Source organism: Coriobacteriia bacterium, from assembly GCA_030652115.1.
GTDB lineage: Bacteria > Actinomycetota > Coriobacteriia > Anaerosomatales > Anaerosomataceae > UBA6100.
In genome coordinates, this window is the sequence record JAUSBK010000008.1 from 75,407 (window position 1) to 101,781 (window position 26,375).

A 26,375-nucleotide genomic window follows, 5' to 3' on the forward strand; every position below is an offset into this window, starting at 1 on the left:
CGGCGCGTGCCCGCCGACCACGAAGCATCTCATTCGTACGGGAGTGATCATCCATGTGCGCAGAACCTGCCACCATCACGTTCGGCACCGACGGCTGGCGTGCCGTCATCGGCGACGACTTCACCTATGCGAACCTGCGCCGGGTAGCCGATGCCGCCGGTCGCGTCTTCGCTGCGGACAATCCGGGCGGCCTCGTCATCGTCGGCCACGACACCCGTTTCGAGGCAGCGAGCTTCGCGAAGGCAGCCGCCGAGGTCCTGGCAGCGCACGGGCTGCGCGTGCGGCTCACCGATCGCTACCTGCCCACGCCGGCGCTGTGCTGGTCGGTCAAGAACGACGAGGCGGCCATCGGCGGCGTGATGCTCACCGCGAGCCACAATCCGGCGCCCTACCTCGGCTTCAAGCTGCGCATGGCCGACGGCGGTGCGAGCCCCGTCGAGTTCACGGACCGCGTGGAAGCCGAGCTCAAGCCGGAACCGCCGGAACGTGACGCAGATGCCGCGGCGCGGGTCGAGATCGTCGACCTGGTCGGCCCGTACCTCGAGGCGCTCCGCACCATGGTGGATGCGAACCTGATCGCGGAGGCGAACCTTCGCGTGGCGGTCGATCCGCTGTACGGCGCGGGTCAGACGTACCTTGCCGAGATGCTCCGCTCCTTCGGCGTGGACGTCGTGGAGCTTCACGGCGAGCGCAATCCCGGATTCGGCGGGCTGCATCCCGAGCCGATCCCGCCGCACATCGACGAGGTGCGCGCGTACGTGCGCGATCACGGTCTCGATGCCGCGTTCATCACCGACGGCGACGCGGACCGCATCGGTGCGGCCGACCGCAACGGCAACTTCGTGAACCCGCACCGCATCATCGCGCTCATCGCGCGTCATCTCGTGGAGGACCGCGGCATGCGCGGGCGCATCGTGAAGACGCTCTCCACAAGCGTGCTCGTCGACCGCCTCGGCGCCCGTCTCGGCAGCGAGGTCACCACCACGCCGGTCGGCTTCAAGTGGATCTACGCCGAAATGGTGAAGGGCGACGTGCTGGTGGGAGGCGAGGAGAGTGGCGGCATCGGCATCCCCTCGCATGTGCGCGAGCGTGATGGGCTGCTCATGGCGCTGCTGCTCGCCGAAATGATGGGGCAGCGCAAGATGGGCCTCGGCGAGCTTGTGGACGACTTGCTCGCGCTCACCGGTCCCATGGAGTACAACCGCATCGACCTCAAGCTCGACCCGGCCGTGAAAGACGCGTTCGTGGCGGCAATGCCGTCGATTGCACCGGCTGAGATAGCGGGTCTCGAGGTCCGCGAGATCATCCGCGCCGACGGGATCAAGTTCCTGCTGCCCGACGATGCGTGGCTGTTGCTGCGCACCTCGGGCACCGAGCCGCTCGTGCGCATCTATGCCGAGGCCTCGAACGCCGGCGTCGTCGACGAGCTGCTCGCCGCAGGACGTGCGCTCGTCACGGGTGCCTGACGAAGGAACGCCGCTGCTTATGCGTGTGACGATGGTCAACAAGTACTACCCACCGCACCTCGGCGGCATCGAGTTCCACATGCGCGACCTCGCAACCGCGCTCGTGGCGCGCGGCCATTCGGTCAGGGCGCTCGTGGCCAACGAGGGGCGTGAAGCTGTCGCCGAGATGGTGGACGGCGTCGAGGTCGTGCGACTCCGCCGTGCCTTCGCGTACGCTTCCACGCCTGTCGCCTTCGGAATGAGGACCGCGATCGCGCGCGAGGCGGTGCGCACCGACCCGCCGGACCTGTTCCACCTGCACTTCCCGTATCCGTGGGGCGAGGTGTCGTGGCTTGCGGCGGGCGGCGGGCGAGGGGCGAGTTCGGGCGGGCGGCCGAAGTCCACGATCCCGACCGTGCTCGCGTATCACAGCGACGTGGTGCGCCAGAAGGCGTTGCTCGCCCTGTACGCTCCCATCCTCCGCCGTGTCCTCGATCGGGTGGACGTAGTGTTCGCCTCGTCGCCGAACATGGTGGAGCACAGCCCGTTCCTCTCTCAGATACCGGACAAGTGCCGGGTGATCCCGTACGGCATCCACGTGGAGCGCTACGCGGACACGCCGGAGCTCACCGCCCGCGCCGCTGCGCTGCGTGCGGGGCACGACCGCCCGATCGTGCTGTTCGTCGGTCGTCTCGTGTACTACAAGGGCCCTGAGGTGCTCGTGCGTGCAATGGCCGACGTGGACGCTGACCTCGTGGTCATCGGCCGCGGTCCGCTCAAGCCAGAGCTCGAGGCGCTTGCGGCGTCTTCGGGCATCGCCTCGCGCGTGACGTTCCTCGACCCCGTCGACGATGACGAACTCGCGGCCTGGTACCACGCGGCGGACATCTTCTGCCTGCCGAGCGTGGCGCGCTCTGAGGCATACGGGCTCGTACAGCTCGAGGCGCACGCCTCGGGCACGCCCACCATCTCGACCACGCTCACCACGAGCGTCCCGTTCGTGAACGCTGACGGCGTCACGGGACTCACCGTCCCGCCCGGCGACGTGCCGGCGCTTGCCGAGGCGCTCCGGGCGCTCGTGGACGATGAGTCGCTTCGCACGCGCCTCGGGGCGCAGGCCCGCGAGCGGGCACGTGCCGAGTTCTCGATCGACCGGATGGTCGACCAGACGCTGCAGGCGTACGCCGAGCTGGGGGTGAACGTCTAGATGGTGCGCGGCAGGTTCATCGTGCTCTCGGTCGTGCTCGACGCACTTCTGGTGAATGCGGGCATCGTAGCCGCGTTCTTCATCCGCTTCGGCGGCGAGCTGCCCACGTTCAACTTCTCGCCGTACGTGGCCCTCGCGCCGCTCATCACGGTGCTGTACCTCGCAGCGGGCTACATCTTCGGTCTCTACGAGCCGGAGCGCACCGAGGGCACGTGGGAACTCGTGCGCGCTGCGTTCCAGGCAGTCACGCTCGGCTTGGTGCTCACCGTCGCGGTCGCGTTCTTCGCCGGCCCGAACTTCTTCTCGCTCAGCCGTCTCGTGCTGCTGATCGCGTGGACCGTGCAGTTCGGTTTGCTGGTGGGCTGGCGCGTCACGCTCCTTCGCTTCACCTCTGTGCTCTGGCCGGAGCAGCGCATTCTGATCGTGGGGACGAGCGACCTTGCGGTGGAACTCGCCACCGAACTCGAGCAGCGCGCCGGCTGGGGCTACCGCGTGGTCGGGCTCGTTCGGCGGGCGGAGCCGGAAGCGGAGGTCGCCTCGGCCTTCCCCGTGCTCGGCACCGCGCACGACATCGCCCAGATCGTGGCACGAGAGGACATCGACCGCGTCATCATCGCGAGCCCGGTCGCACACCGCGAGCTCATCGAGGACATGGCGCTCTCGAGCGAGTTCGACGTGCGCGTGGAGGTCATCCCCGAGCTCTACGAGATCTTCATCGGCACTGTGGACAGTACGGTCTCGGACATCCCGCTCATGGAGCTCACACGTCCCGCCGCGCCCGGCTGGTACCTGAGCACCAAGCGGCTGATCGACATTGGGACCTCGCTCGTATGCCTCATCATCCTCACGCCGATCCTGCTGCTTGTGGTGCTGGCGATCCTCGTTACCATGGGCTGGCCGGTCTTCTTCACGCAGGAGCGGGTGGGTCGTCACGGTCGGTACTTCAACGTGATCAAGTTTCGTACGATGGTCAAAGACGCCGAGGCCGCTTCGGGTCCGGTTCTCGCGGAGGAAGCCGATCCGCGCATCACGCCGCTCGGCCGGTTCATGCGGGCCACGCGTATCGACGAGCTTCCGCAACTGGCGAACATCCTCGTGGGGCAGATGAGCTGGGTCGGCCCCCGTCCGGAGCGACCGTTCTTCGTCGACCAGTACATTCATGAGATTCCCGGGTACCGCGAACGTTTCAAGGTGAAGCCGGGCGTCACCGGGCTCGCCCAGGTGAGCGGCGGCTACGCCACCACTCCCGAGCGTAAACTCAAGTTCGACCTCATCTACATGTATCATCAGAATCTGCTGATGGACCTCCAGATCCTCGTCGAGACCGTGCGCGTTGTGCTGACCGGTCGCGGCGCCCGATAGGAGCATGCGCGTGGCCGGGGGCAAGAGACAGAAGGGCGCTCCGGCGCCTGAGAAGCGAGCGGCGCACGCGGCCGCTCGCGATGCTGTCGTCGCCGCGCCGGGCATGGACCTCTGGGATCGCATTGCGTGGGCGTGCCTGCATATCCTGGTCGTTCTCGTTCCGCTCGCCATGTCCAACCTCGGCCCGTTCAGCAGAGACGGCGTGCCGTTCACTTACGACCAGTTCGATATTCTGAAGGTGTTCTTCGAGCGCGGCCTCATGATCGTGGCCGTGTCGGCATGGCTCGTCGGCCTGCTGCTCCGGGGCGGGCGCGTGCGGTTCACGCGCGGCGAGTGGGTGCTGCTCGCGTTCCTCGGCTGGCTGATTCTCACCACCGTGCTGTCGGTACATCCGGCCACCGCGCTCTTCGGCAAGTACCGGCGCTTCGAGGGCCTGCTCTCGTTCCTCACCTACGGCGCCGCGTTCTTCATGAGCCTGCAGCTCGCAACCAGCGCATCGCGAGTGCGCTCGCTCGCGCGGACGCTCGCCATCGGCGGGTTCCTCGTGGCGGCATACGGGGCGCTGCAGGTGATAGGGACCGTGGGCCTCGGTGCGGCCAAGGTCCTGCAGCCGCTCGCCGCGGTCCTTGCGGCTGCGGTACCCATCGTTCTCATCTACGTGGCGATCGCGCGAGCGCGGGGCGACCGTGACGTGCAAGTGGCCTGCTGGGCCGGGGCTGCCATAGCGCTCGTGGCCGGCGTCATGATGGCCTTCGGGCTGTCCCAGAACATCGACGTTGCGGTCGCCACCGGCGCACAGTCCGTCGCGCTCGACCCCATCAGGTGGGGGTCGCTTCCGTTCGAGTCCAATCGCGCGTTCTCGACCTTCGGTAATCCCGATCTGCTGGGCGGCTACCTCATCTTCCCGTTCGCGGTGACCCTCGGGCTGGCTCTTTCGGAGAAGCATCCTCTGTGGCGGTCGGCCTACTGGTGGTTCACCCTGCTCAACGTCTTCGTAGGCATCACCTCCTACGTCCGGGGTGCCTGGATCGGCGCCGTCGTTTCGCTCGGCCTCGTCGTCTTCGCGTACCGCCGAAGTACCCGGGACACAGATCTGAAGCTCACACCGATCGATCTGACATACATCTTCGGTACGATCACGGCGGCTGTCGCCGTGGTGGTCGCAAGCTCGCTCAGGCCCGACGTGGTGCGCAACGTGGTCACCCGCGTCATCTCGATCTTTCAGTTCGACCAGGGGAGCGCGCAGACGCGCTTCCAGATCTGGGAGGCGGCGCGCTCGGCCATCGCCGAGCGTCCGGTCTTCGGCTGGGGCGCGGACACGTTCCGCCTGCTCTTCCCGATGTTCAAGCCGAAGGAGTACGTGGAGGCGGCCGGTTACCTGTCGGTCGCGGACAACGTCCACAACTACCCGCTGCAGCTGGCGAGCGGCATCGGGATCCCCGGGGCGCTGCTCTTCTACGGCGCCATCATCGTGGCGCTCGTCATCGCGGCACGGACGGCGTTCGAGAAGGGCGGCGCGGGTCGGAACCTGGTGCTCGCGGGCCTCTGGGCCGCGGTCGCCGGGTATGTGGTCCATCTGATGTTCGGGCTGTCGGTCACGGGCTCCACGATCATGATGTGGCTCGCGATGGGCGTGTTGCTGAGTACCACGTCGGTCGAGCATGAGGTCAAGGCGCCCTCGTGGCAGGCGCTCGGCGTGGGTGCCGCTGTCGTGCTGTGCCTCCTCGGCACGATCCTCAACGTCAGGTATATCGCCGCCGATACCCACTATCTCGCGGGTCGCGTGCTCACCACCGGCACCGACCGCGTGGCTGAGATCGAACGCGCGATAGAACTCAACCCGTACAACGACATGTACCGGCTCGAACTCGGCACGGCCTGGCGCGATCTGTTCAAGTCCTCGGCCGCGCAGTACCTGGAGACCGTCACCGCGGGCGCGCCGGACAGCGCAGTGCTCTATCGGGCGCTCGACTACTACACGCGTGCCGAGGCCGCGTACGAGGACATGATCCGCTACGTCCCACAGGAGTACGACACGTATGTGTTCCTTGCGAATCTGCACAACGAGGCGGCGACGTACATCAAGTCCGACTATGCGGAGCGGGCCGTGGACGTCGCCGAGCGCGGGATCGCGGTGGAAGAGTACGGCCCCGCGATACGCGTCCAGGCCGCAATGGCCTACCTGCTGCTCGACCGTCCGGACGAGGCGGTCGCGGAACTCGAGGTCGCCACGGAGCTCGACCCGAACTACACTCAGGCGTTCATGATCCTGGCCGAGGCCTACGAGCGCACGGGTCGCATCGACGAAGCGCGCGCGGCGCTCGTGCATGTTCTGGAGCGCTATCCAACCAACGCCGAGGCGCAGGCAGCACTCGATTCGCTCGAGGCCAGTGCCGCGGATTCGACCGGACAGTAGGGGGACGTTCATGCCTTATCGTGCGGGGATACCCGAGACGACCATCCAGCGTCTGCCGATGTACCTGCGATGTCTCCTTGACGCGCAGAGCCAGCGGTTGCCGCTGGTGAATTCGGCGGTTCTCGCGGAGATGTGCGGGACGAACGCGGCGCAGATCCGCAAGGACTTCTCGTACCTCGGGGAGTTGGGGACGCGCGGCATCGGTTACGACGTGGATGCTCTCATCGTGTACATCTCGAGAGTCCTCGGCATCGACGAGTTGCGGCGGGTCGTCCTTGTCGGCTACGGACGTTTCGGAAGCGCGCTGCTGGGATACCCTGGCTTCACCGAGCGCGGGTTTGAGATCGTTGCCGTGCTCGACGCCGACCCGGCGAAGATCGGCACGTTGGCCGGAGACGTGGCGATCTCCGATGTGGCCGACCTTGAAGACGTGGTCGTCGCCACCGGCGCGGAGATCGCCGTTCTCGCAACTCCGGCCCCGGCAACGCAGGCGCTCGCCGACCGGCTCGTGCGGGCCGGGATCCGCGGCGTCTTGAACCTTGCACCGGTGCGCCTCACGGTGCCCGACGACGTATCGGTTCGCCACGTCTGCCTCTCGACGGAACTGCAGGTGCTGTCGTTCCATCTGGCACAGAAGGCGCTGTAGTCCGAGAGCCCGATCTGCGGGGATTGGAGTCATGGGTGGCACGAGCACGACGCGAGGCTGATTCCGACACATCGGCTGCGGTGACTGACGCATCCCCGGCCGATTCCGTTGGAACCGACGAGCCGGTCGAAGCCGCGGGCGAACTGATCCCGGGCTGGCTGGCGCTGCTCGTTCTCGTCTTGCTGCTTGCGGTCGCCGGACTCGGCGGCTATCTGATCCGTGGCGCCATGACCGACGAGACGATCGACACGCCGACCGAGCTCACCGTTCAGGAGAAGGAGCTGCAGGCCGAGAGCAATCCTGACGACCCGGAGGCGCTGCTGGCGCTCGGCTATGCCTACCAGCAGGAAGGGCGTCATGAGGAGGCGCTCGACCTCTACGAACAGGCGCTCGAACTCGACCCCGTCAACACCGGCGCCCTCTACAACAAGGGTGTTGTGCTCGGTTTGCTCGGCCGGGACAAGGATGCCGAAGTTGCGTACTGGGATGTCATGGAGGTGGCGCCGGACCACGCGCTAGCCGCCAAGGCGCTCGGCCAGTACTACGTGGATAAGAAGCAGTACAAGTCGGCGCTCATCGCGCTTGAGCCTGTGATCGCGGCCCAGCCGCAGTACGCGGACCTGCAGTATCTGGCGGGCTACTCGTGCGAGCAGCTCAACATCGACAACACCGCGATCGAGTACTACCGAGGTGCGCTCACCTACAATCCCGACTACCAGGAGGCCAAGGACGGGCTCGACCGCCTTGGCGCGACGGAGCAGCCGCAATGACAGCACCATCTCTCGACGACATGCTCGCCTCGCTTCCGGAAGGCGAGGACGCCGGATCGCCGTCCGACTTCCTCGCATCGGCCGAGGCCCCCGAGGGAGTCGCGCCCGCGATCGAGGAGGGCTGGGAGGACGCGGATCCCGGCACCGGCGATGAAGCGTCCGCCGACGACGGAGGGCCGGTCCGCCGCCGGGGCTTTGCGCTGACGCCCCGGCGTGCGTTCGGTCTCCTCGCGATCGTGCTCGCGCTCATCCTCGCTGGCCTGGTCGCGTACCTCTTCTGGTTCGTTGGGCGTCCCGAGTCACTGGTGGATCTCCCCGCGGTCCAGGGCGTGGAGCCCGTCTGGCAGGTCTTCGGTCCCGGTGAGGGGGATGTCCCTCTGTTCGACCGCCCGATGGGCGTGGCGGTGGGCGAGGGTGACCGGATCTACGTGACCGACAGCGGCAACAACCGCGTCTGCATGTTCGACGCGAGTGGGCGGTACCTCGGGCAGTTCGGGTCGCTCGGGATCGCAAAGCCCGCCGCAGGCTACGAGGCCACCTACGTGGCCGGGTCGCTCAACTACCCGGTAGGCATCGACGCCGATGACGACGGGAACGTCTACGTCGCGAGCTTCTACAACGACTCCATCGAGGTCTTCGACGCCGAAGGCAACCCGCTGCGCCGCTTCCCGGATCCCGCCTCTTCGGTAGGCAGGGGCAGTTCCGGCTACGGCGGGACCGGCATCGCCGTCACCGACGTGGCCGTGAGCGGTGATCGCGTCTACGCTCTCGACGCGTACCAGGTGTTCGTGTTCACCACGGAAGGTGAGTACGTCGGGCAGTGGAGCAAGCCCGGCACGAGCCCGGGCGATCTGGACCATCCGAACGGCATCGCGGTGAGCGATGACGGGCAGGCGATCTACGTCTCGGACTCGAATCACAGTCGTGTCACGGCGTTTTCGAGCGACGGTGACGTGCTGTGGCAGGTGGGCGACATCTCCGGAGGCATCTCTGACCGGGAGTCCGGTGCGTTTGAACTGCCGCGCGGTCTCGCGGTCATGTCCGACGGTTCGGTGCTCGTGACAGACGCCTTCGCATTCTCGCTTGTCCGGATCAGTGCCGAGGGCGACGTGGTCGCCACGTACGGTGAGCGGGGAGTGGATCCCGGGCAGTTCAACTTCGCCAATGATGTCGAATCATTCCGAAGTTTCGTCGTAGTTGCCGATAAAGAGAATGGACGCATTCAGGTGGTGCGTCTGGTGAACTAGGCTGGTGTGTCCAGGGACACATCGTCTGGTATCATCAATCGTGTCTGCGTTCGTTCATCGTTCACGGGGGTTTCAGCGTGCCGTTCAGGCGGGGGCTGTTCATAACATGCGTGCTCGTCGCGGTCGTCGCGATCACGGCCCCAGCATTCGCCTATGACGAGGTCACCAGTGGCAAGAGCTGCATCGAGTGCCACGGCGTAGCTAACCCCGCATCAGGCAACGAGTCCTTCGGCCCGCATAGCGGGTACCTCACCACCACCAACAAGTGCGCCGCCTGTCACACCGTGCACAACGCACCGGCGGGCGGCATCCTGCTCCTGCCGGCGGCGACCATCAAGGGAACGTGCGAGACCTGCCACGATGGGACTGCAGGCGGCGGGGTGTACGGGGTCCTCGCCGCGCGGGTTCCGGCCGTGACCGTTGCTGCCGCGCACGACATAGACCAGACCAACCTCGTGCCGGGCGGTGGGTCGGACGGGGGTTCGGCAACGCCCACCTTCTCGGGCGCCAGTGGCAACCTTACCTGCACCGACTGCCACGCACCGCACAGCGCGAGCGTGGTCGACCCGTTCACCGGCGATCGGGCGCGATCCTCGGCGTACATGGCACTCGGCCCGACGGTGGTCTCTTCGCGCCTGCTCAAGCAGCGTCCCACTTCGATACCTGTCGCTGCGGCCAACGTCACCAAGTACGGCTCGGACTGGTGCGGCGCATGTCACGTGGGCAGGCTCTCCGGCTCAGGGATGCCGAACAACCATCCGGTCGAGTCCACGGTGAACCCGCCGGACAGCGGTTTGGCCGATCTCTTCTACTACGAGCGCATCGCGCGTGTCACCGGCGTGGGCGTAGGTACGACTGAGATCGCGACACTCGGCAAGAACAACGGCGGCTACGTGATGCCCGATCCGCGCACTGCGCATCAGAACGGTCATGACCCGATCTGTCAGCAGTGTCACGAGGACGCTCGCAGCGTCGGCAACGACACGGTCAACTTCCCGCAGCGCCTCGACACCAGTCCCTCGGAGGCATTCACGCTTACAGCGGTGGACGGTCTCACGACGACCGACAACCCGCGCTTCCAGACGTTCCCGCACGAGTCGCGGATCGCGAGCTTCCTGGTCGAGGACGGCACGACCGACGGTTTCTGCCTGAACTGCCATAGCCTGGCAATGCTTCCATAGCGTGATGACCAACTGACAAAGGGGACCTGCAGGCCCATGCGCCCATCGATGCTCTCAGGCCACGTTGAGGGGCATGGCGCATGTGCCGATACACTCTGTGGAGCGTGTCGGCTGGATGTTAGACTGAACGTGAAGCGGGGGTCGGTCGCGGTTGCGCGGTTCGGCGCCCTGCTCGTGCGGGCGGGGAGGTTCATTGAGCGACCCTGAGGTGGACACAGGGCCCGTCACTCCAGGGGGTGACGAGCAGACCGGTGCGACGAATCGCCGCGGTCGCGGCGTGTTTGCAGCCGTCCTGTTGCTCCTACTCGTGCTCTGCGCCGTCACCACAATCACTCAGACGTACATGTCGGCCGGCAGCGATCAGGTCATCCGGAGCGTCACGGAGAACCTCGAGTGCCTGCAGTGCCATACCGAGCTCATCCCCGAGCTTTCGATGGACGTCGTCCACAATCCCTTCGAGAAGGAGCGCTGCACGACCTGCCACACACCGCATGGCGAGATCGAGACCACGACCGTCATCGCGGGCATCACGCAGGTTTGGAATCGTACGCGCACGCTGGTGGAATGGCTGCCGCTCAAAATCGTGCTCGACGTCTTTGGCGGCGGGGACGAGGGGGTCGCCGAAGATGCCGGCGGGGACGTGAAGAGCGTCACCGAAAAGCAGGTCAAGGGCAAGGAGTCGGAGCTCGTGATGGCCGGCGACGAGCTATGCTGGATGTGCCACGGCAATATGGGCCCGCAGGCCAACGCCGAGTACACGCATGCGCCGTTCGTGAACGGCAACTGCATCGACTGCCACGACCCTCACGCCTCGAACATCAAAGACATGCTGACTGTAGAGGTCGAGGACCTGTGCATCAGGTGCCATCCGATCGGCAGGGAGATCAATCGCGCGCAGGCGCACGCGCCGGTCGCGGGTCTGCATTGCACCAACTGCCACGACCCGCACGGGTCGGCGTACAAGGGCATCCTCGTCGACAATCAGCGTGACCTCTGTTTCACCTGCCACCCCTCGGTGGCCATGCTCTCCAACCTATCTGTCCAGCATGGTCCGTACCTGAACGACGCGTGCACCGACTGCCACGAGCCCCACGGTTCGGATTACATGCCGCTGCTGCGCAAGAGCCAGCCGGCGCTGTGCTACATGTGTCATCCGGCCATCCAGAACGACTTCCTCAAGGCGAGCCACCACCCCGTGGGCACGATCTCGCTCAACTGCACCGGGTGTCACGACGCGCACGCCACCAACTACGACGGCTTGCTGTACGACGACGACAACGGCATCTGTTACGACTGCCACGCCAAGCCGATCCAGGTCACGTACGACAAGTCCGCACACAAGGAGACGCCCTGCTGGGGCTGCCACACTCCGCACGGCTCCAACTACGGTCCGCTGCTCAAAGGCCCGCAACCCGAGGTCTGCTTCGACTGTCACCCGCGGTCGAACTACGACGACACAGCAGGCGGATACGGAAACCACCCGGTGCGGCCGGTCTACTACGACGTCAATGCCAGAACGGCGCTCACATGCACCACGACATGTCACGACCCGCACGGCTCGGCCATGGGGTACAGCCGCCTGCTCCGACACTACGAAGCGGGCATGGACGGCAACTGCCTCATCTGCCATGCGGTCGTCCCAGGGCAGGTCGTTGGCGTTGACTTCTAATATGCCGGACGACATCGCAGTGAAGACCGAGCCCGAACTGCTTTCCCGCCGATGGCTCCCGAAGATCCTGATCGCCGCCGGGGTCCTTCTGCTGCTGGCGGCCGCGATCATGGTAGGGGTGTCGCTGGCCGAGGATCCGTTCGCGGATCTTCCCGACGACCCGGCGGTCACTGTGAACCTTGCCGGTACGCTGCCGGCCGAGGGGGCGGCGCCGCTCGAGAACCCGGTCGGCATCGTGATGAGCCGTAATCGCATCTTCGTCGCCGATTCCGGCGCGGGCGTGATCCGGGTCTTCGACCGGTACGGTCGCGACAAAGGCAGCATCGTGCTTCCCGCAATCGATGGCGCGGACAGCCGGCCCTCGGCGATCGCGCTCGCGGACAACGGCCGCATCGCGGTGGTCGACAGCGGTTTGGGTCAGGTCGTCGTGATCGCCGCCAAACCTGCCGAGGAGGCGGACGTGCTGTTCGCGCTAGGCGATGCCACGGAAGGAACCGCTCCCGTGCGGCCGGTCGCCGTGGCGTACGCGGATGATGAGTACTACGTCCTTGGAAGCGCGGAGACCAAGATCCGCGTCTACGACAGCACGGGCGAGCCGGTGCGTGAGGTCGACGTGCAGGCAGATCCTGCGGTCGAGTACCCGGGCGGTCTACTGGCAACTGATGGGACGATCCTTCTCAGCGATACCAAGAGCGGTCGCGTCGCGGTGTTCGATGCCGAGACAGGAGAGGCCGTCGGTGCATGGCCCGACACGTACACGGTGCCGCGGGGGCTCACGCAGGTTGACGACGGGTTCGCCATCGCCGACGTACTCGGCCAGGCAGTGTATGTGTGCGACGCTGAGGGCGTCCAGACGCATGTAGTGAACGGCGAGACCCTTCCGGACGCAAGACTGGCGCTACCCGAGGGCGTCACATGGGACGCAGCCAAGTCGAGGCTCTACGTGACCGACTCGGCGGCGGGCGTCGTGAACGTGTTCAACGTACGCGTTGAGTGAGCGCCGGGTATATTGAACCTGGATGCATCTGACCAAAGCGGTACATGGTTTGCAGTTCAAGAGCAAGACTGAATGAAGCTTATGCAGAGGCGGAAATTGAGTACTTCACGCACATACACGACCACCGGTCGTGACATCCGGAACCAGGCGCACCGTGCCTGGCTGTTGGTGCTCTGCGCGGTCTTCGTCGCGACGCTGTTTGCAGTGCCCTCATCCGCCCTTGCCGCGACCGCGCACGCCGACACCGGTGTGAACCCCGACTGCGATGCGTGCCACAAGCCGCATCAGGCGCCAACCGAGCGCAGTCTCCTCGCGGATGTGACCGAGTCCGAGGTGTGCTACGTCTGCCACGGCGCCACTCCGGGGGGCTCGAAGTGGAACGTCGAGACTTGGTCGGCCAACTCGTTTGCCGCTGGCATGTCGAGCGGTCACACGCTCCAGGACGTCACCGACCCTGATACGACCATGGATCTCACCAACTCCTGCACCGGCTGTCATGGCGTGCACGGCGACCCGGGCCTGCGGGCGAACCTGCCTGCCAACGAGGAGGTGGCCGGCGTCACGATCGACCCGGCGGATCCCCGCAGCTGGTGCCTTGCGTGCCACAACGCGGATCACGCGTGGTACGCGGGCTCCGAGACAGCCGGGGTGTTCACAGTGGACGCCGGACTGAAGGCGGCATACGAGGCGAAGATCCAGGATCCCGATCGAGGCACGCATCAGTATCCGACGCTCGGGACGTTCCCGGGAAGCACGTCGAACGCGACGTACCTGGCGAGTACGCACGCCACAGGGATCGACTCGGGCACGGTCGAGAGCCTCGTTTCTGTGCCCACGGAGACCGTGACGCGCGTGCAGGGCGACTGCCTATGGTGCCATGCGTCGCATCGCAGCACTGCCACGCACGACGGGTTGCTCGGCGAGTACCGCGCCACGACGCCTGCTGATGCGGCGGGCGGCGCTACGGCTGGGGAATACGCCCAGGCTTGCTTCGAGTGTCACGGCAACAGCAGCGGTGCGGTCTACCTGCCTGCGGCGACGTACACGGACAGCTACTGGCAAACGACCGTGGGCGCGCCGGACATCCACACGCTCGTGACGGACTCGAGCAGCACGCGTTCCGGTCACCGCATCCGTACCACCAGTGCGTACTACGCCCCGGACTCGCCGCTGCCCTGCTACGAGTGCCACAACCCGCATGGGTCGAAGAACGGCAACACGCTGATGATCTCCGACGCACTGGGCGGCAACTTGCAGCCCGATGGTACGGCAGCGCAAGTCCGCCAGTTCTGCTTCAGCTGCCACACCACCGGCGATGCCACGCCTGCTGGCTGGGACAGCGACGCCAACAACAATGGCACGCACGATGACGGCGTCTACACCACCACGCTGGCGAACACCGCGGTCGGGGCCACCGCGATCGGCATCAGCCGCACGGCGGCGCCTCCGACGAGTTATCTGCGCCTCACAACCAGCTCGTACCACCTACAAGCGAGCGCCCTCGACTGTCTCACCTGTCACGCCAGCGCGCATCGGCCGACCGGCGGTGTGTCCGAGGGCGGACTCGCCTGCTACGGTTGCCACCGCAGCGACACGACGAGCCTCGACTACGAGAAGAACATGGAGTACGACGGCACGAGCAAGACGAGCAACTACCATCACGTGATGGGCACGGCGAGCACGTCGGGCGACAGCGCCTTCACGTCTTCGACCTATCCAGCCGCCGGGACCGACGTCTACTGCCTGAGCTGTCACGTCGATCACGACCAGTTCAACTCGAGTAAGTCCTCGAGCCTGCGGAGTTCGATCGGCTCCACGCCCTCGGGTGCGACCGCCTCGAGCACCGACTTCAACACCACCTCGGGTGGCGTCTGCCTCGGCTGCCACTACGTGAGCCGAACGAAGGGCGCGGACCAGAAGAGCGACTCAACCTCCGTGACCCCCGCGATCCCGTTCACTTCGGCGTCCGCGATCGTGGCGGGAGCAGTCTACGACCGTTCGCCGCACCAGTACCAGGTTGCGGGCCGGCTGCGTAATGACGACACCTCGTTCAGCGGCGACTGTTCGAAGTGCCATAGCGACCGCCTGAGCGGCACGTACTACAAGACCGCGGCCACAGGACCGGAGTTCGGGCTTCACTACGATCCCTCACGACGGATCCTCGAGGCGCTCGGGCGCGGGTCGGTTGCCGATCCGTACGCCGAGGAGCGGTTCTGCTACAGCTGCCACGCGCCGACGGGTGCAGGCTTCAAGGCGACCGCCGGCGCCGACTGGTACGGGACCTCCGGCGTGATGGATGCAGCCTCCGAGAACGTGTACACACAACTGACTGCGTACGCCTCGAAGCACACTATGACGCTGTCGAGCTCGGCGCACCGACCGACATCGACCGACGAGGTGACGAGCAATCGGCTTTCGACGGCCGAGCATGTCGAGTGCGCCGATTGCCACAACCCGCACGCAGCGGACGATGTCAACCATACGCCGCGGGTCTCCGGCAACAACATCGCCGCAACCTCGCCGATCTACGGCGTCTGGGGTGTACAGCCGCCCGCTTCGGCGAACTGGGCGGAGCCAACGGTCACGGGTTACACGATTCAGCCCGTTGCGGCCAAGGAGTATCAGGTCTGCCTCAAGTGCCACTCCGGATTCAACTCGTCGTATAGCGCGGCGACACGCACGTTCAGCTGGGGCTCAGCCACAGGCTGGACGAACCAGGCGTTCGAGTTCAACACCGCGAATCAGTCGTACCACCCGGTGATGGGTGTGGCACGGTATCCGCTGCCGGCCTCGACCCTGCTGGCCCCCTGGAATGTGGCGCCCGGCAATCAGACGATGTACTGCACCGACTGTCATATGGACGATGCGGCGACGCCTCTGGCGCAGGGTCCCCATGGGTCGGCGAATGCCTGGATACTGAGGGGCACCTGGAACCCGACGGTCGACACGATCACAAGCACAAGTGGCTCGACGACGTTCCTGTGCCGGAAGTGCCACGTGATCACGAACACCCACTCCGCGCACATGACGCTCGGGAGGCATCAGAACAAGCCTTGCGCGAACTGCCACATCACCGTGCCACATGGCGGCAAGGTCCCCCGGCTCCTTGCTACCTCGTCGATGGCGGGCATGGATCTCCGCTACAGCGGCGGAAGCGTCTTGCTGCATAGCTTCACCTATCCGATCAATGGCATTCAAACCAACTGTCAGTCTGGAGTGGGATGCAACCCCGGCGTGCATGGCGGCGCTCAGCCCACCAAGTGGTAGCGGATGGCACTGCGCAAGCGTCGATGGCGGTTCGATACGCTGGCTGTCAGGATGCTGCCGGCCCTCACCATCGGACTGCTCGCGGTCGCCCTCGTCCTCTCGTTCGCGCTTCCCGGCGGCTCCTACACGATGGAGAGCGGCGGTAGTACCGCCGGCGGGGCGCTTCGGGTCCTGGTACTCGGGATGCTGTCACTCGCGGCTCTGCTGATCGCAGTCGTGCTGCCTCGCATGATGCGCCGGGCCGTTGGCCGCTATCGGCACTCGGATCCGCCGCACCTGAGCGGCACGGAGTCAGCCATCAGCGTGGACGCCGTTGGTTCACTGCGGCGCCTGGGCTGGACGGTTGCTGCTGAAGGGCCAGACGCGGTGCGGCTTGCGAAGCACCGATGGTCCGTCTGGTCCCCGCTACTGCTGCACATCGGCCTCGTGGTCGTGCTTGCATCCGCCTTCCTCGCGTTTGCTTCTGAGTCGCGTGGTGTGCTCGTCTTGCACGAAGGTGAGCAGATACTCGCCGGCACTTCGCTCCAAGGCGCGGTTGTCGGGGTGCTCGGCTCCGAGCCTGTGCTGCCCGGGACGATCCTCGGTGGTGCTGTCACTCCGGCCTACTGGCCCCAGGGCGGCACGCGGCAGCTCACGGCAGAGCACGTCGATGTTGAGACCGGAGAGCCGGTCGTGCTCGAGGTGAACCGGATAACGCGATGGCGGGGTGTGAGGCTCTTCCCGAGCCAGACCTGGGGGCGCGTCTACTACGTGCGTTTCGATGGGGCGGAGTTGTCCGAGCAGGTACTCCAAATCGATGTCCCGGCGGGTGCCGGTCTGGGCGAGGCCGGATATCGCGACCTCGACCTCGGGCAGTCGCCGTACGACGTACGATTGAAGGCGATCGAGAACGTGTCTGCGGAGGGCGCGGTTCAGCCCACTTTGGTGCTGCGCCTTGAGGAAGACGGCGAGGTAGCCGCGCAGGAGGAACTGAGTCTTCTCACCACGGCCACGGTCGGACCGTACGCTGTAAGCCTGCTGAGTGCGGATGAGACCTGGCAGGAGATCTTCGTGGTAAGACAGACTGGTGTTGGCACTCTCATGGTGGGCATAGTGCTCGTGGTGGTCGGCTCGGTGGCACTCTACTTGTTCCCGCCCGCGGACGTATGGGTCGTCAAGGATGGCGACGTAGATCGTCTCGTCGTCCGCGCGGGCAAGCTCGGCCAGACTGGCGTCGCGGATCAGATCGCACGAGCGATGGAGGCTCACGAGTGATGGACGCTCAGGTGCTGCTGTCGGCGGACCCACGGCTCCACGTGGTGTCGCTCGTCCTCTATGCGATCGGGGCTGCGCTCGCTGTCACGGGTGCGGTGCTCCGACGCGAGCGTCTCGCCGAACTGGCGCGGTGGTCTGCCGTTGGCGGGCTCGTGGTGCAGGGCCTCGGACTCCTTGCGCGCTGGATCGGTTCGGGTCACGGGCCGTACGTCTCGCGCTACGAACTGCTGTCCGCGTACGCATGGGTGTCTGTGCTGATCTGGCTGGTGTGGTCTGCGCGGGACCGTCGGCTGCGTGACTTCGGACTCGTCGTGCTTCCTGTGGCGCTTCTCCTGATCGGCGTCGGTCTGTACACCGGGCCGGAGGTTCGGGTTCTTCCGGCAACGTTTGCAGGCATATGGCTAGTCCTTCACGTCTCCTTCTACTTCATCGCGTTCGCGACCGGGCTCACGGCCTTCGGCGCTTCGTTGTTCTATCTCGTGCCGGAGTCCAAGCTCGCCGGCACCCGCCTTCCGAAGCGCCCGGAGCTCGATTCGATCGCTTACCGCGCGGCGGGGCTGGCGTTCGCCTTCTGGGGAGTCGGGCTGCTCACCGGTGCGATCTGGGCGTACTACTCGTGGGGCCGCTTCTGGGGCTGGGACCCGGTGGAGACGTGGTCGCTCATCACGTGGCTGCTGTACGGACTGTACCTGCACCTGCGTCGCTTCTACGGTTGGAAGGACCGGCGGGCGGCCCTTCTGCTCATACTGTGCTACGGACTCGCTTTGCTGTCGCTCTTCGGCACTGCGTTGTTCACCTCGACGGTGCACTCGGAGTACTTCTCATGAGGCATACATCCGCACTCGCCCTCATCGCACTCGCGCTCGCTGTGGTCGTCGGCTGCAGCCCGGTGGTGTCAGACGCCGACGTCGTCGCGGTAGAACACGCAGTGCGCGCTTACAACGAAGCGCTGATCAAGGGCTTCGTGAGCTTCGACATGAACGCACTCAACCTGACAGCCACCGAGGAACAGGCACAGAGGGACTACTACCTGATGGCTGCCCTCGGCGAAGGCCGGGTGCAGATGTTCTCGACCTTGCAGTCGATCGAGTTCGGCGAGGTGACGTTCCCCGGAGAGGGGAAGGCGAGCGTCACCACGACCGAGACCTGGGACTACGAGCACGTCTCCCTCGATACAAGCGAGACGGTGCGGACCGAGACGGGGGTCGTCTACCACCTGCAATATGATCTCGTGCTGCAGGACGGGCGATGGCTCGTGGCGGGCGTGACCTCGCTTGACGAGACCACCGAAAGTCAGGAGACCACGCAGTAGCCGCCCTGCGGCCGTGCCGTTCATCGGCACATGCGACCGATGAGCGTGAGGCACCGCGCCATCGGTCGCATGTGCGTGGCGCGCGCCAGTACCCTGCTATACTGAATTCGTATTAAAGTCGTGGCTGGCACAGCGGCGGGGAGCCGGGTGTGATGGCGCGAACACGCGGCGGGTTCAGGGGGCGAGTGACGATCGCGGTAGCATGGGCTGCCATAGGAGCAGGTCCCCTCACGACCCGGGGCTGGGCGGAGCGCATCCGTACCCCCGGGGGTTCGACAGTTCTTGCACTCGCATTCATCGGCATCGTGCTACTTTCCGCGATGGTCCCGTCCCAGGCCGCGGCCGCAACCGCCCACGCTGATGCCGATACCTCCGCTACGGCAGACTGCTTCCAGTGCCACAAGCCGCACACGGCTCCCACGAAGCGGAGCCTGCTCGCCGATGTGGACGAGTCGGAGGTCTGCTACGTCTGTCACGGTGACCTCGGCGGATCGAGCTGGAATGTAGAGACCTCGGCTGCGAACTCCTTCGGCGTCGGCATGCAAAGCGGTCATGTGCTCGAGGACGTGACCGATCCGGATGCCCGGATGGACCTCACCAACTCGTGCACGGGCTGTCACGGCGTTCACGGCGACCCCGACGTGCGGGCGAACCTGCCCGCCAACGAGGAGGTGGCCGGAGCCACCATCGACCCGGCGGACCCGCGCACCTGGTGCCTCACGTGTCACAACGTCGATCACGCGTGGTACGCGGGCTCTGAAACAGCCGGGGTGTTCACCGTCGACGCCGGACTGAAGGCTGCCTACGAGGCGCTCATCCAGGACCCGACGCGCGATACGAGCAACTACCCGACGCTCGGCACGTTCCCGGGCTCCGCCGGCAACACGACATACCTCGCAAGCACGCACGCCACTGGCATCGATGCCGGCACCGTGGAGAGCCTGGTCTCCGTGCCTACCGAGACCGTCAGTCGGGTGCAGGGCGACTGCCTCTGGTGCCACGCGTCGCACAAGAGCACAGCCACCTATGACGGGCTGCTTGGCGAGTATCGTGCCGCGACGGCCGATGACGCGGCGGGTGGTACCGCGGCCGGAGAGTACGCCCAGGCGTGCTTCGAGTGCCACGGCAACAGCAGCGGCACGGTGTACAAGCCCGCGGCCACCTACACTGATACCTACTGGCAGACCACAGCAGGCGCGCCGGACGTACACACCCTCGTGATGGAGGGCGGTGCTAGTTCGGGGCACAGGATCCTGACAGACGGCGCCTTCTACGAGGCAGGATCGCCGCTGCCATGCTACGAGTGCCACAACCCGCACGGGTCGGGCCGAGGCAATTCCTCGCTCTTCTCGGACACGCTCGGTGCCAGTCTCGACGCGTCGACCGCCGAGGGCGTGAGGCGCTTCTGCTTCACGTGTCACACGACGTACGACACCGAACCGGTGACTGGCAGGCCGTACGGCTGGGACAGCACCACCGCTTCGTATGCGCCGGTGGCGGCCGATGCCGAGGTGGTGGGTCTGTCGCGCACTGCGAGCGCCGCCAGCGAAGAGAATCGGCTGCGTCTGTGGCAGGTCAGTACCGGGCACGACCATGATGATGCCCAGGACTGTCTGGCCGCCTGTCATGGCGACGTACACGCACCGATGGGGTCGCCCGTTGGTGCGACCAACTGCTTCGATAGTTCGTGCCACAGCGCGCTCCACGGGATGGTCGACGACACCACCTCGTACCACCACGTACTCAACTCGGCCACTCCCGACCAGCCTCCGGCTGACGGGGTGTACCCGGTGTTCTCTGAGACCACGCAGGAGCTTTCATGCGTGAGCTGCCATATGGATCACACCGCATGGGAGGGGCCGGGGAACGCGTACAACCTGCGAAACAGCGGCCTGGTGGACAATCCGACTGCCAGCAACACCGATGAGGATCTGTGCCTGAGCTGCCACTCTTACACACTCTCGTACCGGATCTACCGCTCGGCCGATGGAACCAACCCGACTCCGGATGGCCAGGCTGACAACGCGCTGTACTCGACAGCGGTGATGCGTGTAGAGGACGAGTACTGGGCGGCATCCCCCCACAACTACCCGGCGAACACGTACTTCGCGGACAGCTCGCAGTTCGTGGGCAACTGCGCCAAGTGCCACGGCACCCTCGAACCCGGGCAGTACACCGAGACGCTGCCGTATTCGTTCACCGTGCACTACTCACCTGAGCAGCGACTGCTGAATGCGCTCGGCCAGGATAGAACGAGCCTCGCGGCGCCGCAGACTGCGGCGATCAACGAGGAGGACATGTGCTTCCGTTGCCACAGCAACTCGACCGATAAGCTGGGCGCGAGCGACCACGACTACTACGGTACGCAGCCGATGAGCACGGCGAATCGCGCGATAGGCGAGCAGATGGATCCTGCGAACAACGTGTTCGGCCACAAGCCGGCGACGTACTACAAGGAGCACCTGATCTCGTCCATTGACGAGCCGCAGGCCTACCTCAGCGCGAACAAACATGTCGAGTGTGCTGACTGCCACAACCATCACATCGTGGGCAAGTCGCGACACGTATACGGAACCGACAACCGGGTGTCCGACGCGATCCAGGGTGTGCGAGGCATCGGGTTCGCACCAGGGAAGCTCGTGAGTCTGGCGTTGTTGAACTACCCGAGCACGATCAACTACGTCGATGAGCTCGAGTACAAGCAGTGGGCCACCTACGAGTACGAGGTCTGCTTCAAGTGCCACTCGAGTGCGAACACGAACCTCGCGAGTTGGGGCGGGGACATGGTGTGGGACTACTGGAACGGCTCGGCGTGGGCCGTGGGCACGAACCCCGCCGTGGATAACTGGACGAACGTGGCGCAGGACTTCAACGTGGGCAACAACTCGCGGCACCCGGTGTTCGCCACACTGTCCGGCTCCTACTATGCGACGACCGACGCGACGACGATGACCTTCATCAGTGGGTACGCAGACGTGCTCAGTCGCGGCACGAGCGACCTCGAGGCCGGCCAGGTGTCAAACGGCTGGGAGCCAGACTCCACGATGGTGTGCTCGGACTGTCACGGCGATTCCGACGCGCCGATCGCGATGGTCTGGAACGGAACGGATTGGGTCCCCAACGAGCCCGCTGTTCTTGCCGTTCCCCAGGGCCCACACGGTTCCTCTGTGCGTTTCTCCCTGCGTGGTCCGGCGACCGACTGGCCGACGAGGTCGGACAACGGCGCTCTGATCCGGCTCGTCGATCTGAGTGACGCTAACTACAACGGTCTGTTCTGTGCGAACTGCCATCCCAAGGCGCGCATCACGACCAACCGGGCGCACTCCGCGGCGACAGGGCTGGACAAGCATGGCGGACAGGCGTGCATCTACTGCCACACGCTCGTCCCTCACGGTGGAAAGGTGTCCCGTCTGATCGGTGACCATGAGACGATGCCGGCACGGCTGGCCTACCAGGGCGATCTCAACTACATGAAGATGTCGAGTTACATCAAAGGGGCGAGCACCAAGAACACCTGTTCAGTGGTCGCAGGAAGCAGCTGCGACACGCATGCCTCGGGGCACAGCACCACGGGGAACCAGACCGGCGGCAGCTGGGAGAACTGGTAGCGTCGGCCCTGGTGCCGCGGCCGATCGCTGCGCCGCCGCTTTGCTACCATCACGACATGCGCCGCTTCCTCGACATGCTCACCTCCCGCCGTACGTCGATCGCGCTCATGGCGTTCATCGCGGTCTGCGGCGCGCTCGGCGCCTGGATCCCGCAGTCATCGAGCAGCACTGCTGAGATCGTCGCGTCCTGGGAAGCACGCAACCCCGCGGTCGCCGGCATCGCCGACGCGCTCGGCCTTCGCGAGATCTTCTCGTCGTGGTGGTTCGTCACCGTTCTCGCGGTCTTCGCGGCCGCGCTGACGGTTGCGACGCTGCGCATGTTCTCCTCGGCGGCGCAACGCCGGGACGCTGTTGCCAGGAAGCCTCGCACGGAGATTTCCGGTGCGGCGATCGAGCGGGTCGCCGAACGCGCGCGTGCGACGGGCTTTCGCGAGCAGCGCCGGGCGGGATCCACCCGTGTCTTCGTCCGCCACGGCATGGGACTCTGGGCGCCCGCAATCCTGCACGTCGGTCTGCTCGTGGCGCTCGTGTCGGGGGGCATCGCACTCGCACTCACCCGGAGCGCGATCGCCGACTTCTCGCAAGGCGAGATCCGAATGCCTGGTGACGACTACTACGCGGTCGAGGATCCGGCCGATGCGCCCGAGGTCGGTGTGCCGCTGCGCTTCGATGGAATGAAGGTCGAGAACTGGCCGCAGGGCGGGCTCAAGGAGGTCGTCGCCACGCTCTCGGTTCTCGATGGCACGGAGGATTGGACGCCCCGAACGGTGAGCATCAACCACCCGCTCCGACTCCGCGGGCATACGATCTACGCACAGCCCGGGGAGTTCGGCGATGCGGCATTCCTCGTCTTCACTGCCGAGGATGGCACTGAGTACCCCGTGCGCATGGAGTTTGTCTACGCCGAGGCGGGCGAGGTCGTCTACACCGCGGAGCCGCTCACGATCGGTGGCGTCGCGCTCGAGGGACGGTGGGACCCGCACGGCGTCCGAGGTCCTGTGCCGCTTGCCCTTCGCCTCGCCGGCGACGACGCTGTCGAGCCTGTCACGCTCGCCGAGGGTGAGACCGCAACGGTTGCGGGACTCGAGGTGGAGTATTCATTCACCGGTCAGTGGGCGCGCTTCATCATCCAGAAGGAGCCAGGCATCTTGGCACTGCTTCTGGGCTTTGCCGTGATCGGTGCAGGCTCGATAATGCTCTACGCTTGGATTCCTCGTGTGCTGGTCGTCGAGGAGACTGCCGAGGGAGTCTGCTATTCCTGGTACGCCGCCCGTATGCCGGGCTCGTATCTGCCGGAGTTGGCCGAGATGCTCGGGGCGAACCTGCGGCAGGGAGAGGATGCGTGATGCAAGAGGCGTTGGCTACCGAGGTCGTGCTGCACATCGTCGCGCTCGTCGCCTACGCGATCGCTACCGCTTTCGTGCTCTTCGGCACGACCATGGCGAAGCCCGGGCTCGTGCGTGCGGCTCACGCCGTCGCGCTTGTGGGACTCGCGGTCCATTCGACGGCTCTCGGCCTGCGGTGGTACGGGGCAGGGCACGGGCCCTACCTTACGCGCTACGAGGTGCTCTCCTCCAACGCCTGGGTTGCGATGTCGCTTCTCCAGCTGGTGGGCTGGCGCCAGCCCAAGAGCCGTAGTCTTGCAGTCGTGCTCTATCCGGCGGTGCTGCTGCTCCTTGGACTGGCGGTCTACACGGGTCCGGAGGTGCAACTCCTGCCGCTCACATTCCGCGGCATCTGGCTTGTGCTTCATGTCTGCTTCTACTTCGTCGCATTCTCGGCAGCGCTCGTCTCACTCGGCTATGGAGTGCTGCAACTCGGTCGGGGGACTGCACTCGCAGGGCGCATGCCCGGTCTGCCCGAGCCGTCCGAACTCGACCGGGAGTCGTATCGGTTCGCGGGGTTGACCTTCGCGTTCTGGGGCATCGGGATGCTGACGGGCGCGATCTGGGCGTACTACTCCTGGGGACGGTTCTGGGGCTGGGACCCGATAGAGACCTGGTCGCTGGTGACCTGGTTCGTGTACGGCATCTACCTGCACGCGCGTCGGTTCTACGGACTCAAGGGACGTCGGGCGACGTTGCTGCTGCTCGCCGGATTCGGTCTCGCCGTCGTCTCGCTCTTCTTCACGTCGTTCCTCACCACCTCACTCCACTCGGAGTACTTCCACTAGCAGGCGGCCCATGCCGCTATGATTACGCAAGTCCGAAGGAACCTGCCTGCGAGGGAAAGGGCGCCCCGTGCGTCGTGTCATGCATCCGAAGTGGCTCATCGCGGCAGGACTCGTCCTTCTCCTCGGCTGTGCTTCCCCGGCAGCTCATCCCGCCATTACTCGCATCTCGGACCTCCTCGAACTCCGCCGCGACGACGTTCGTGACCCTGCGGCCTACGAGGAGTACTTCGCGGACCCCGATCTGGCGGCGGAGCTGGCCTCGGGCAGCAAAGAGCCGACCGGCACGCCCCAGGTTCCCGATTACGAGCCACCCTACCTCACCGCCGAGACCACCTCGACCGCTGACGTCGCCGTGGTCTGGAAGGCGAGCGATGAGTTCACCGGCTGGCCGGCGGTGACCGTCTTCATCCTGTCGCTTGACGATGGCCGCTGGCTGGTGGTCGACGCCCTCGATGCCACCTCGGCACCGGAGCCGTTCGAGCCCGCTGCAACCGACTAGAGTCCGTTAGCCGATAGCGGTCTTCCGGTCGCGCCCACAGCCCGCACACGATGCGTTGTGCCGAATTCCGTTCGACAAATCCCAAAGTCGCGGTACCATTATCGCAATGCGGCTGCTCTCAACGGAGGACACCATGTCGGACGAGCGCACGGCACCCGACGCAAGCCTGTACCGCCTGTCGCTCTACCACTGCTATCTCGGCGAACTCATCCGCACGGGAGCACCGCAGCGGATCACCTCGCGGCAGCTGGCCGACGAGCTCAACATCAAGGAGGAGACCGTCCGCCGCGACATCTCCTTCGTTGGCGACATCGGCCGTCCGGGTGCCGGCTACGCGCCCGAGGTGCTCTTTGCGGCGCTCATGGATTTTCTGGGGCTGTCCGACGAGTACCCGATCCTCGCGGTCGGCAGCCTCAAGATGCTCGACACGCTGCAGGTGATCTTCCCGCCCGAGCGGTTCGGCGTGCGGGTGGCCGCCTGCTTCTCCGAAGTACCGGAGGACCCCGGTGCCGAGGTGATGGGCGTCACCCTGCAACACCTCACCGACATCCCCCGGCTTGATCCCGCCCTGGGCATCACCGTCGCGTTCGTCGCATGCTCGCCCGGCTGGGTTCAAATCACCCTCGACCTGCTGGCGACCGCCGGCATTCGGGGCGTGCTGCTGCTCACCTCGGCGATCAAGCTCAACCGGCCCGAAGGCATGATCATCACCCAGGTGCGCATGCCCTGCGACCTCAAGAGCCTTGCGTGCCGTTGCCAGACGCGTACGGGCTCTGTCGGGACCCGGTGAGCGATGGGCCACGCCCGTCCGATGCCGCTCGCTCTCATCGTGCTTGGGGTCGCGATGCTGCTCGCGTTCGCGGTGACCGGCTGTGACGGCACCGAGCCGCTCGGCACCGTGGGGGACGCCGTCGAGCCCGCGCCGTGGGATCTCTCCACCCCCGAGCTCGCCGTCCGTTCGTACCTGGACTGGGTGAGCTTCTCGTACCGCATGGCCAACTCGGAAATCCCCACCGCCACCATGACGCCCGAGGAGGCTGTGCGGGTCGACTCCTACATCCAGCTCAACCGCATGGACGGCAAGGGGCTGGAGCAGTTCCTGACCTCGCTCGAGATCACGTTCGCGTCGCAGGAGGCGTCGACCGCGGTCGTGACGGCTCACGAAACCTGGCGGTACCGCTACTTCTCGCTCGAGACGCTGGAGTATCTGACCGAGGAGTACATGGCGAGCTACGACACCACCTACACGCTTGTGGCACAACCGCAGGGGTGGCTGGTCGACGCGGTCGAAGCGACCTCCAACGAGGAGGTCAAGTAGCGCG

At 65.8% G+C, this 26,375-nt stretch carries 20 protein-coding genes; all 20 read left to right on the forward strand.

What is annotated here, in order from left to right; genetic code table 11:
* Window positions 1-53: 53 nt before the first annotated feature.
* The 20 genes from Q7W51_06710 (at window position 54) to Q7W51_06805 (ending at window position 26,371) form a co-directional block, all read left to right on the forward strand.
* Window positions 54-1,466 carry a phosphoglucosamine mutase gene (locus tag Q7W51_06710; protein MDO8848059.1) on the forward strand — a complete coding sequence of 471 codons (1,413 nt, stop codon included), beginning with the start codon at window positions 54-56 and terminating at the stop codon, window positions 1,464-1,466.
* Window positions 1,459-2,652, forward strand: a complete 1,194-nt coding sequence (locus tag Q7W51_06715; GenBank protein ID MDO8848060.1) for a glycosyltransferase — start codon at window positions 1,459-1,461, stop codon at window positions 2,650-2,652. The genes Q7W51_06710 and Q7W51_06715 overlap by 8 nt, the downstream gene beginning before the upstream one ends.
* Window positions 2,653-4,014 (forward strand): sugar transferase, encoded by a 1,362-nt coding sequence (locus Q7W51_06720; GenBank protein MDO8848061.1) that lies wholly within the window; start codon window positions 2,653-2,655, stop codon window positions 4,012-4,014.
* 10 nt (window positions 4,015-4,024) lie between these two features.
* Window positions 4,025-6,430 (forward strand): O-antigen ligase family protein, encoded by a 2,406-nt coding sequence (locus Q7W51_06725; protein ID MDO8848062.1) that lies wholly within the window; start codon window positions 4,025-4,027, stop codon window positions 6,428-6,430.
* A gap of 10 nt (window positions 6,431-6,440) precedes the next feature.
* Window positions 6,441-7,076 (forward strand): redox-sensing transcriptional repressor Rex, encoded by a 636-nt coding sequence (locus tag Q7W51_06730; protein MDO8848063.1) that lies wholly within the window; start codon window positions 6,441-6,443, stop codon window positions 7,074-7,076.
* A gap of 35 nt (window positions 7,077-7,111) precedes the next feature.
* The gene (locus Q7W51_06735; protein ID MDO8848064.1) at window positions 7,112-7,846 is read left to right on the forward strand and encodes a tetratricopeptide repeat protein; all 735 of its coding nucleotides are present in this window, start codon (window positions 7,112-7,114) and stop codon (window positions 7,844-7,846) included.
* Window positions 7,843-9,093 (forward strand): 6-bladed beta-propeller, encoded by a 1,251-nt coding sequence (locus tag Q7W51_06740; protein ID MDO8848065.1) that lies wholly within the window; start codon window positions 7,843-7,845, stop codon window positions 9,091-9,093. Before Q7W51_06735 ends, Q7W51_06740 begins: the two co-directional genes overlap by 4 nt.
* Window positions 9,094-9,170: 77 nt before the next feature.
* The gene (locus Q7W51_06745; GenBank protein ID MDO8848066.1) at window positions 9,171-10,274 is read left to right on the forward strand and encodes a cytochrome c3 family protein; all 1,104 of its coding nucleotides are present in this window, start codon (window positions 9,171-9,173) and stop codon (window positions 10,272-10,274) included.
* 193 nt (window positions 10,275-10,467) lie between these two features.
* Complete coding sequence (locus tag Q7W51_06750; protein MDO8848067.1) at window positions 10,468-11,943, forward strand: cytochrome c3 family protein; 1,476 nt, start codon at window positions 10,468-10,470, stop codon at window positions 11,941-11,943.
* A gap of 1 nt (window position 11,944) precedes the next feature.
* Window positions 11,945-12,940 (forward strand): hypothetical protein, encoded by a 996-nt coding sequence (locus Q7W51_06755; GenBank protein ID MDO8848068.1) that lies wholly within the window; start codon window positions 11,945-11,947, stop codon window positions 12,938-12,940.
* Window positions 12,941-13,036: 96 nt separating this feature from the next.
* A complete protein-coding gene (locus Q7W51_06760; protein MDO8848069.1) occupies window positions 13,037-16,207 on the forward strand; it encodes a cytochrome c3 family protein in 3,171 nt (1,056 codons plus the stop codon).
* A gap of 3 nt (window positions 16,208-16,210) precedes the next feature.
* On the forward strand, window positions 16,211-17,461 hold the full coding sequence (locus Q7W51_06765) for a hypothetical protein (GenBank protein MDO8848070.1): 1,251 nt from the start codon (window positions 16,211-16,213) through the stop codon (window positions 17,459-17,461).
* Window positions 17,461-18,288: a cytochrome c biogenesis protein CcsA gene (gene ccsA / locus Q7W51_06770; GenBank protein ID MDO8848071.1), complete on the forward strand. Its 828-nt coding sequence runs from the start codon at window positions 17,461-17,463 to the stop codon at window positions 18,286-18,288. The genes Q7W51_06765 and ccsA (Q7W51_06770) overlap by 1 nt, the downstream gene beginning before the upstream one ends.
* Window positions 18,285-18,773: a hypothetical protein gene (locus Q7W51_06775; protein MDO8848072.1), complete on the forward strand. Its 489-nt coding sequence runs from the start codon at window positions 18,285-18,287 to the stop codon at window positions 18,771-18,773. Before ccsA (Q7W51_06770) ends, Q7W51_06775 begins: the two co-directional genes overlap by 4 nt.
* Window positions 18,774-18,925: 152 nt before the next feature.
* Window positions 18,926-22,381 carry a cytochrome c3 family protein gene (locus Q7W51_06780; GenBank protein ID MDO8848073.1) on the forward strand — a complete coding sequence of 1,152 codons (3,456 nt, stop codon included), beginning with the start codon at window positions 18,926-18,928 and terminating at the stop codon, window positions 22,379-22,381.
* Window positions 22,382-22,392: 11 nt separating this feature from the next.
* Window positions 22,393-23,727: a cytochrome c biogenesis protein ResB gene (locus Q7W51_06785; GenBank protein ID MDO8848074.1), complete on the forward strand. Its 1,335-nt coding sequence runs from the start codon at window positions 22,393-22,395 to the stop codon at window positions 23,725-23,727.
* Window positions 23,727-24,554, forward strand: a complete 828-nt coding sequence (gene ccsA / locus Q7W51_06790) for a cytochrome c biogenesis protein CcsA (protein ID MDO8848075.1) — start codon at window positions 23,727-23,729, stop codon at window positions 24,552-24,554. The genes Q7W51_06785 and ccsA (Q7W51_06790) overlap by 1 nt, the downstream gene beginning before the upstream one ends.
* Window positions 24,555-24,621: 67 nt before the next feature.
* A complete protein-coding gene (locus Q7W51_06795; GenBank protein ID MDO8848076.1) occupies window positions 24,622-25,053 on the forward strand; it encodes a hypothetical protein in 432 nt (143 codons plus the stop codon).
* 133 nt (window positions 25,054-25,186) lie between these two features.
* Window positions 25,187-25,843: a winged-helix domain-containing protein gene (locus Q7W51_06800; GenBank protein MDO8848077.1), complete on the forward strand. Its 657-nt coding sequence runs from the start codon at window positions 25,187-25,189 to the stop codon at window positions 25,841-25,843.
* Window positions 25,844-25,846: 3 nt separating this feature from the next.
* Entirely contained in the window at window positions 25,847-26,371 is a 525-nt protein-coding gene (locus tag Q7W51_06805; GenBank protein MDO8848078.1) for a hypothetical protein, read from the forward strand.
* The last annotated feature ends 4 nt before the right edge of the window (window positions 26,372-26,375 follow it).

What these genes read in the sequence shown, in the direction of transcription:
- Q7W51_06710 (MDO8848059.1), top strand. Translation starts at nt 54, where the DNA reads ATGTGCGCAGAACCTGCCACCATCACGTTCGGCACCGACGGCTGGCGT.
- Q7W51_06720 (MDO8848061.1), top strand. Translation starts at nt 2,653, where the DNA reads ATGGTGCGCGGCAGGTTCATCGTGCTCTCGGTCGTGCTCGACGCACTT.
- Q7W51_06730 (MDO8848063.1), top strand. Translation starts at nt 6,441, where the DNA reads ATGCCTTATCGTGCGGGGATACCCGAGACGACCATCCAGCGTCTGCCG.
- Q7W51_06740 (MDO8848065.1), top strand. Translation starts at nt 7,843, where the DNA reads ATGACAGCACCATCTCTCGACGACATGCTCGCCTCGCTTCCGGAAGGC.
- Q7W51_06755 (MDO8848068.1), top strand. Translation starts at nt 11,945, where the DNA reads ATGCCGGACGACATCGCAGTGAAGACCGAGCCCGAACTGCTTTCCCGC.
- Q7W51_06765 (MDO8848070.1), top strand. Translation starts at nt 16,211, where the DNA reads ATGGCACTGCGCAAGCGTCGATGGCGGTTCGATACGCTGGCTGTCAGG.
- ccsA (MDO8848071.1), top strand. Translation starts at nt 17,461, where the DNA reads ATGGACGCTCAGGTGCTGCTGTCGGCGGACCCACGGCTCCACGTGGTG.
- Q7W51_06775 (MDO8848072.1), top strand. Translation starts at nt 18,285, where the DNA reads ATGAGGCATACATCCGCACTCGCCCTCATCGCACTCGCGCTCGCTGTG.
- Q7W51_06780 (MDO8848073.1), top strand. Translation starts at nt 18,926, where the DNA reads ATGGCGCGAACACGCGGCGGGTTCAGGGGGCGAGTGACGATCGCGGTA.
- ccsA (MDO8848075.1), top strand. Translation starts at nt 23,727, where the DNA reads ATGCAAGAGGCGTTGGCTACCGAGGTCGTGCTGCACATCGTCGCGCTC.
- Q7W51_06800 (MDO8848077.1), top strand. Translation starts at nt 25,187, where the DNA reads ATGTCGGACGAGCGCACGGCACCCGACGCAAGCCTGTACCGCCTGTCG.
- Q7W51_06805 (MDO8848078.1), top strand. Translation starts at nt 25,847, where the DNA reads ATGGGCCACGCCCGTCCGATGCCGCTCGCTCTCATCGTGCTTGGGGTC.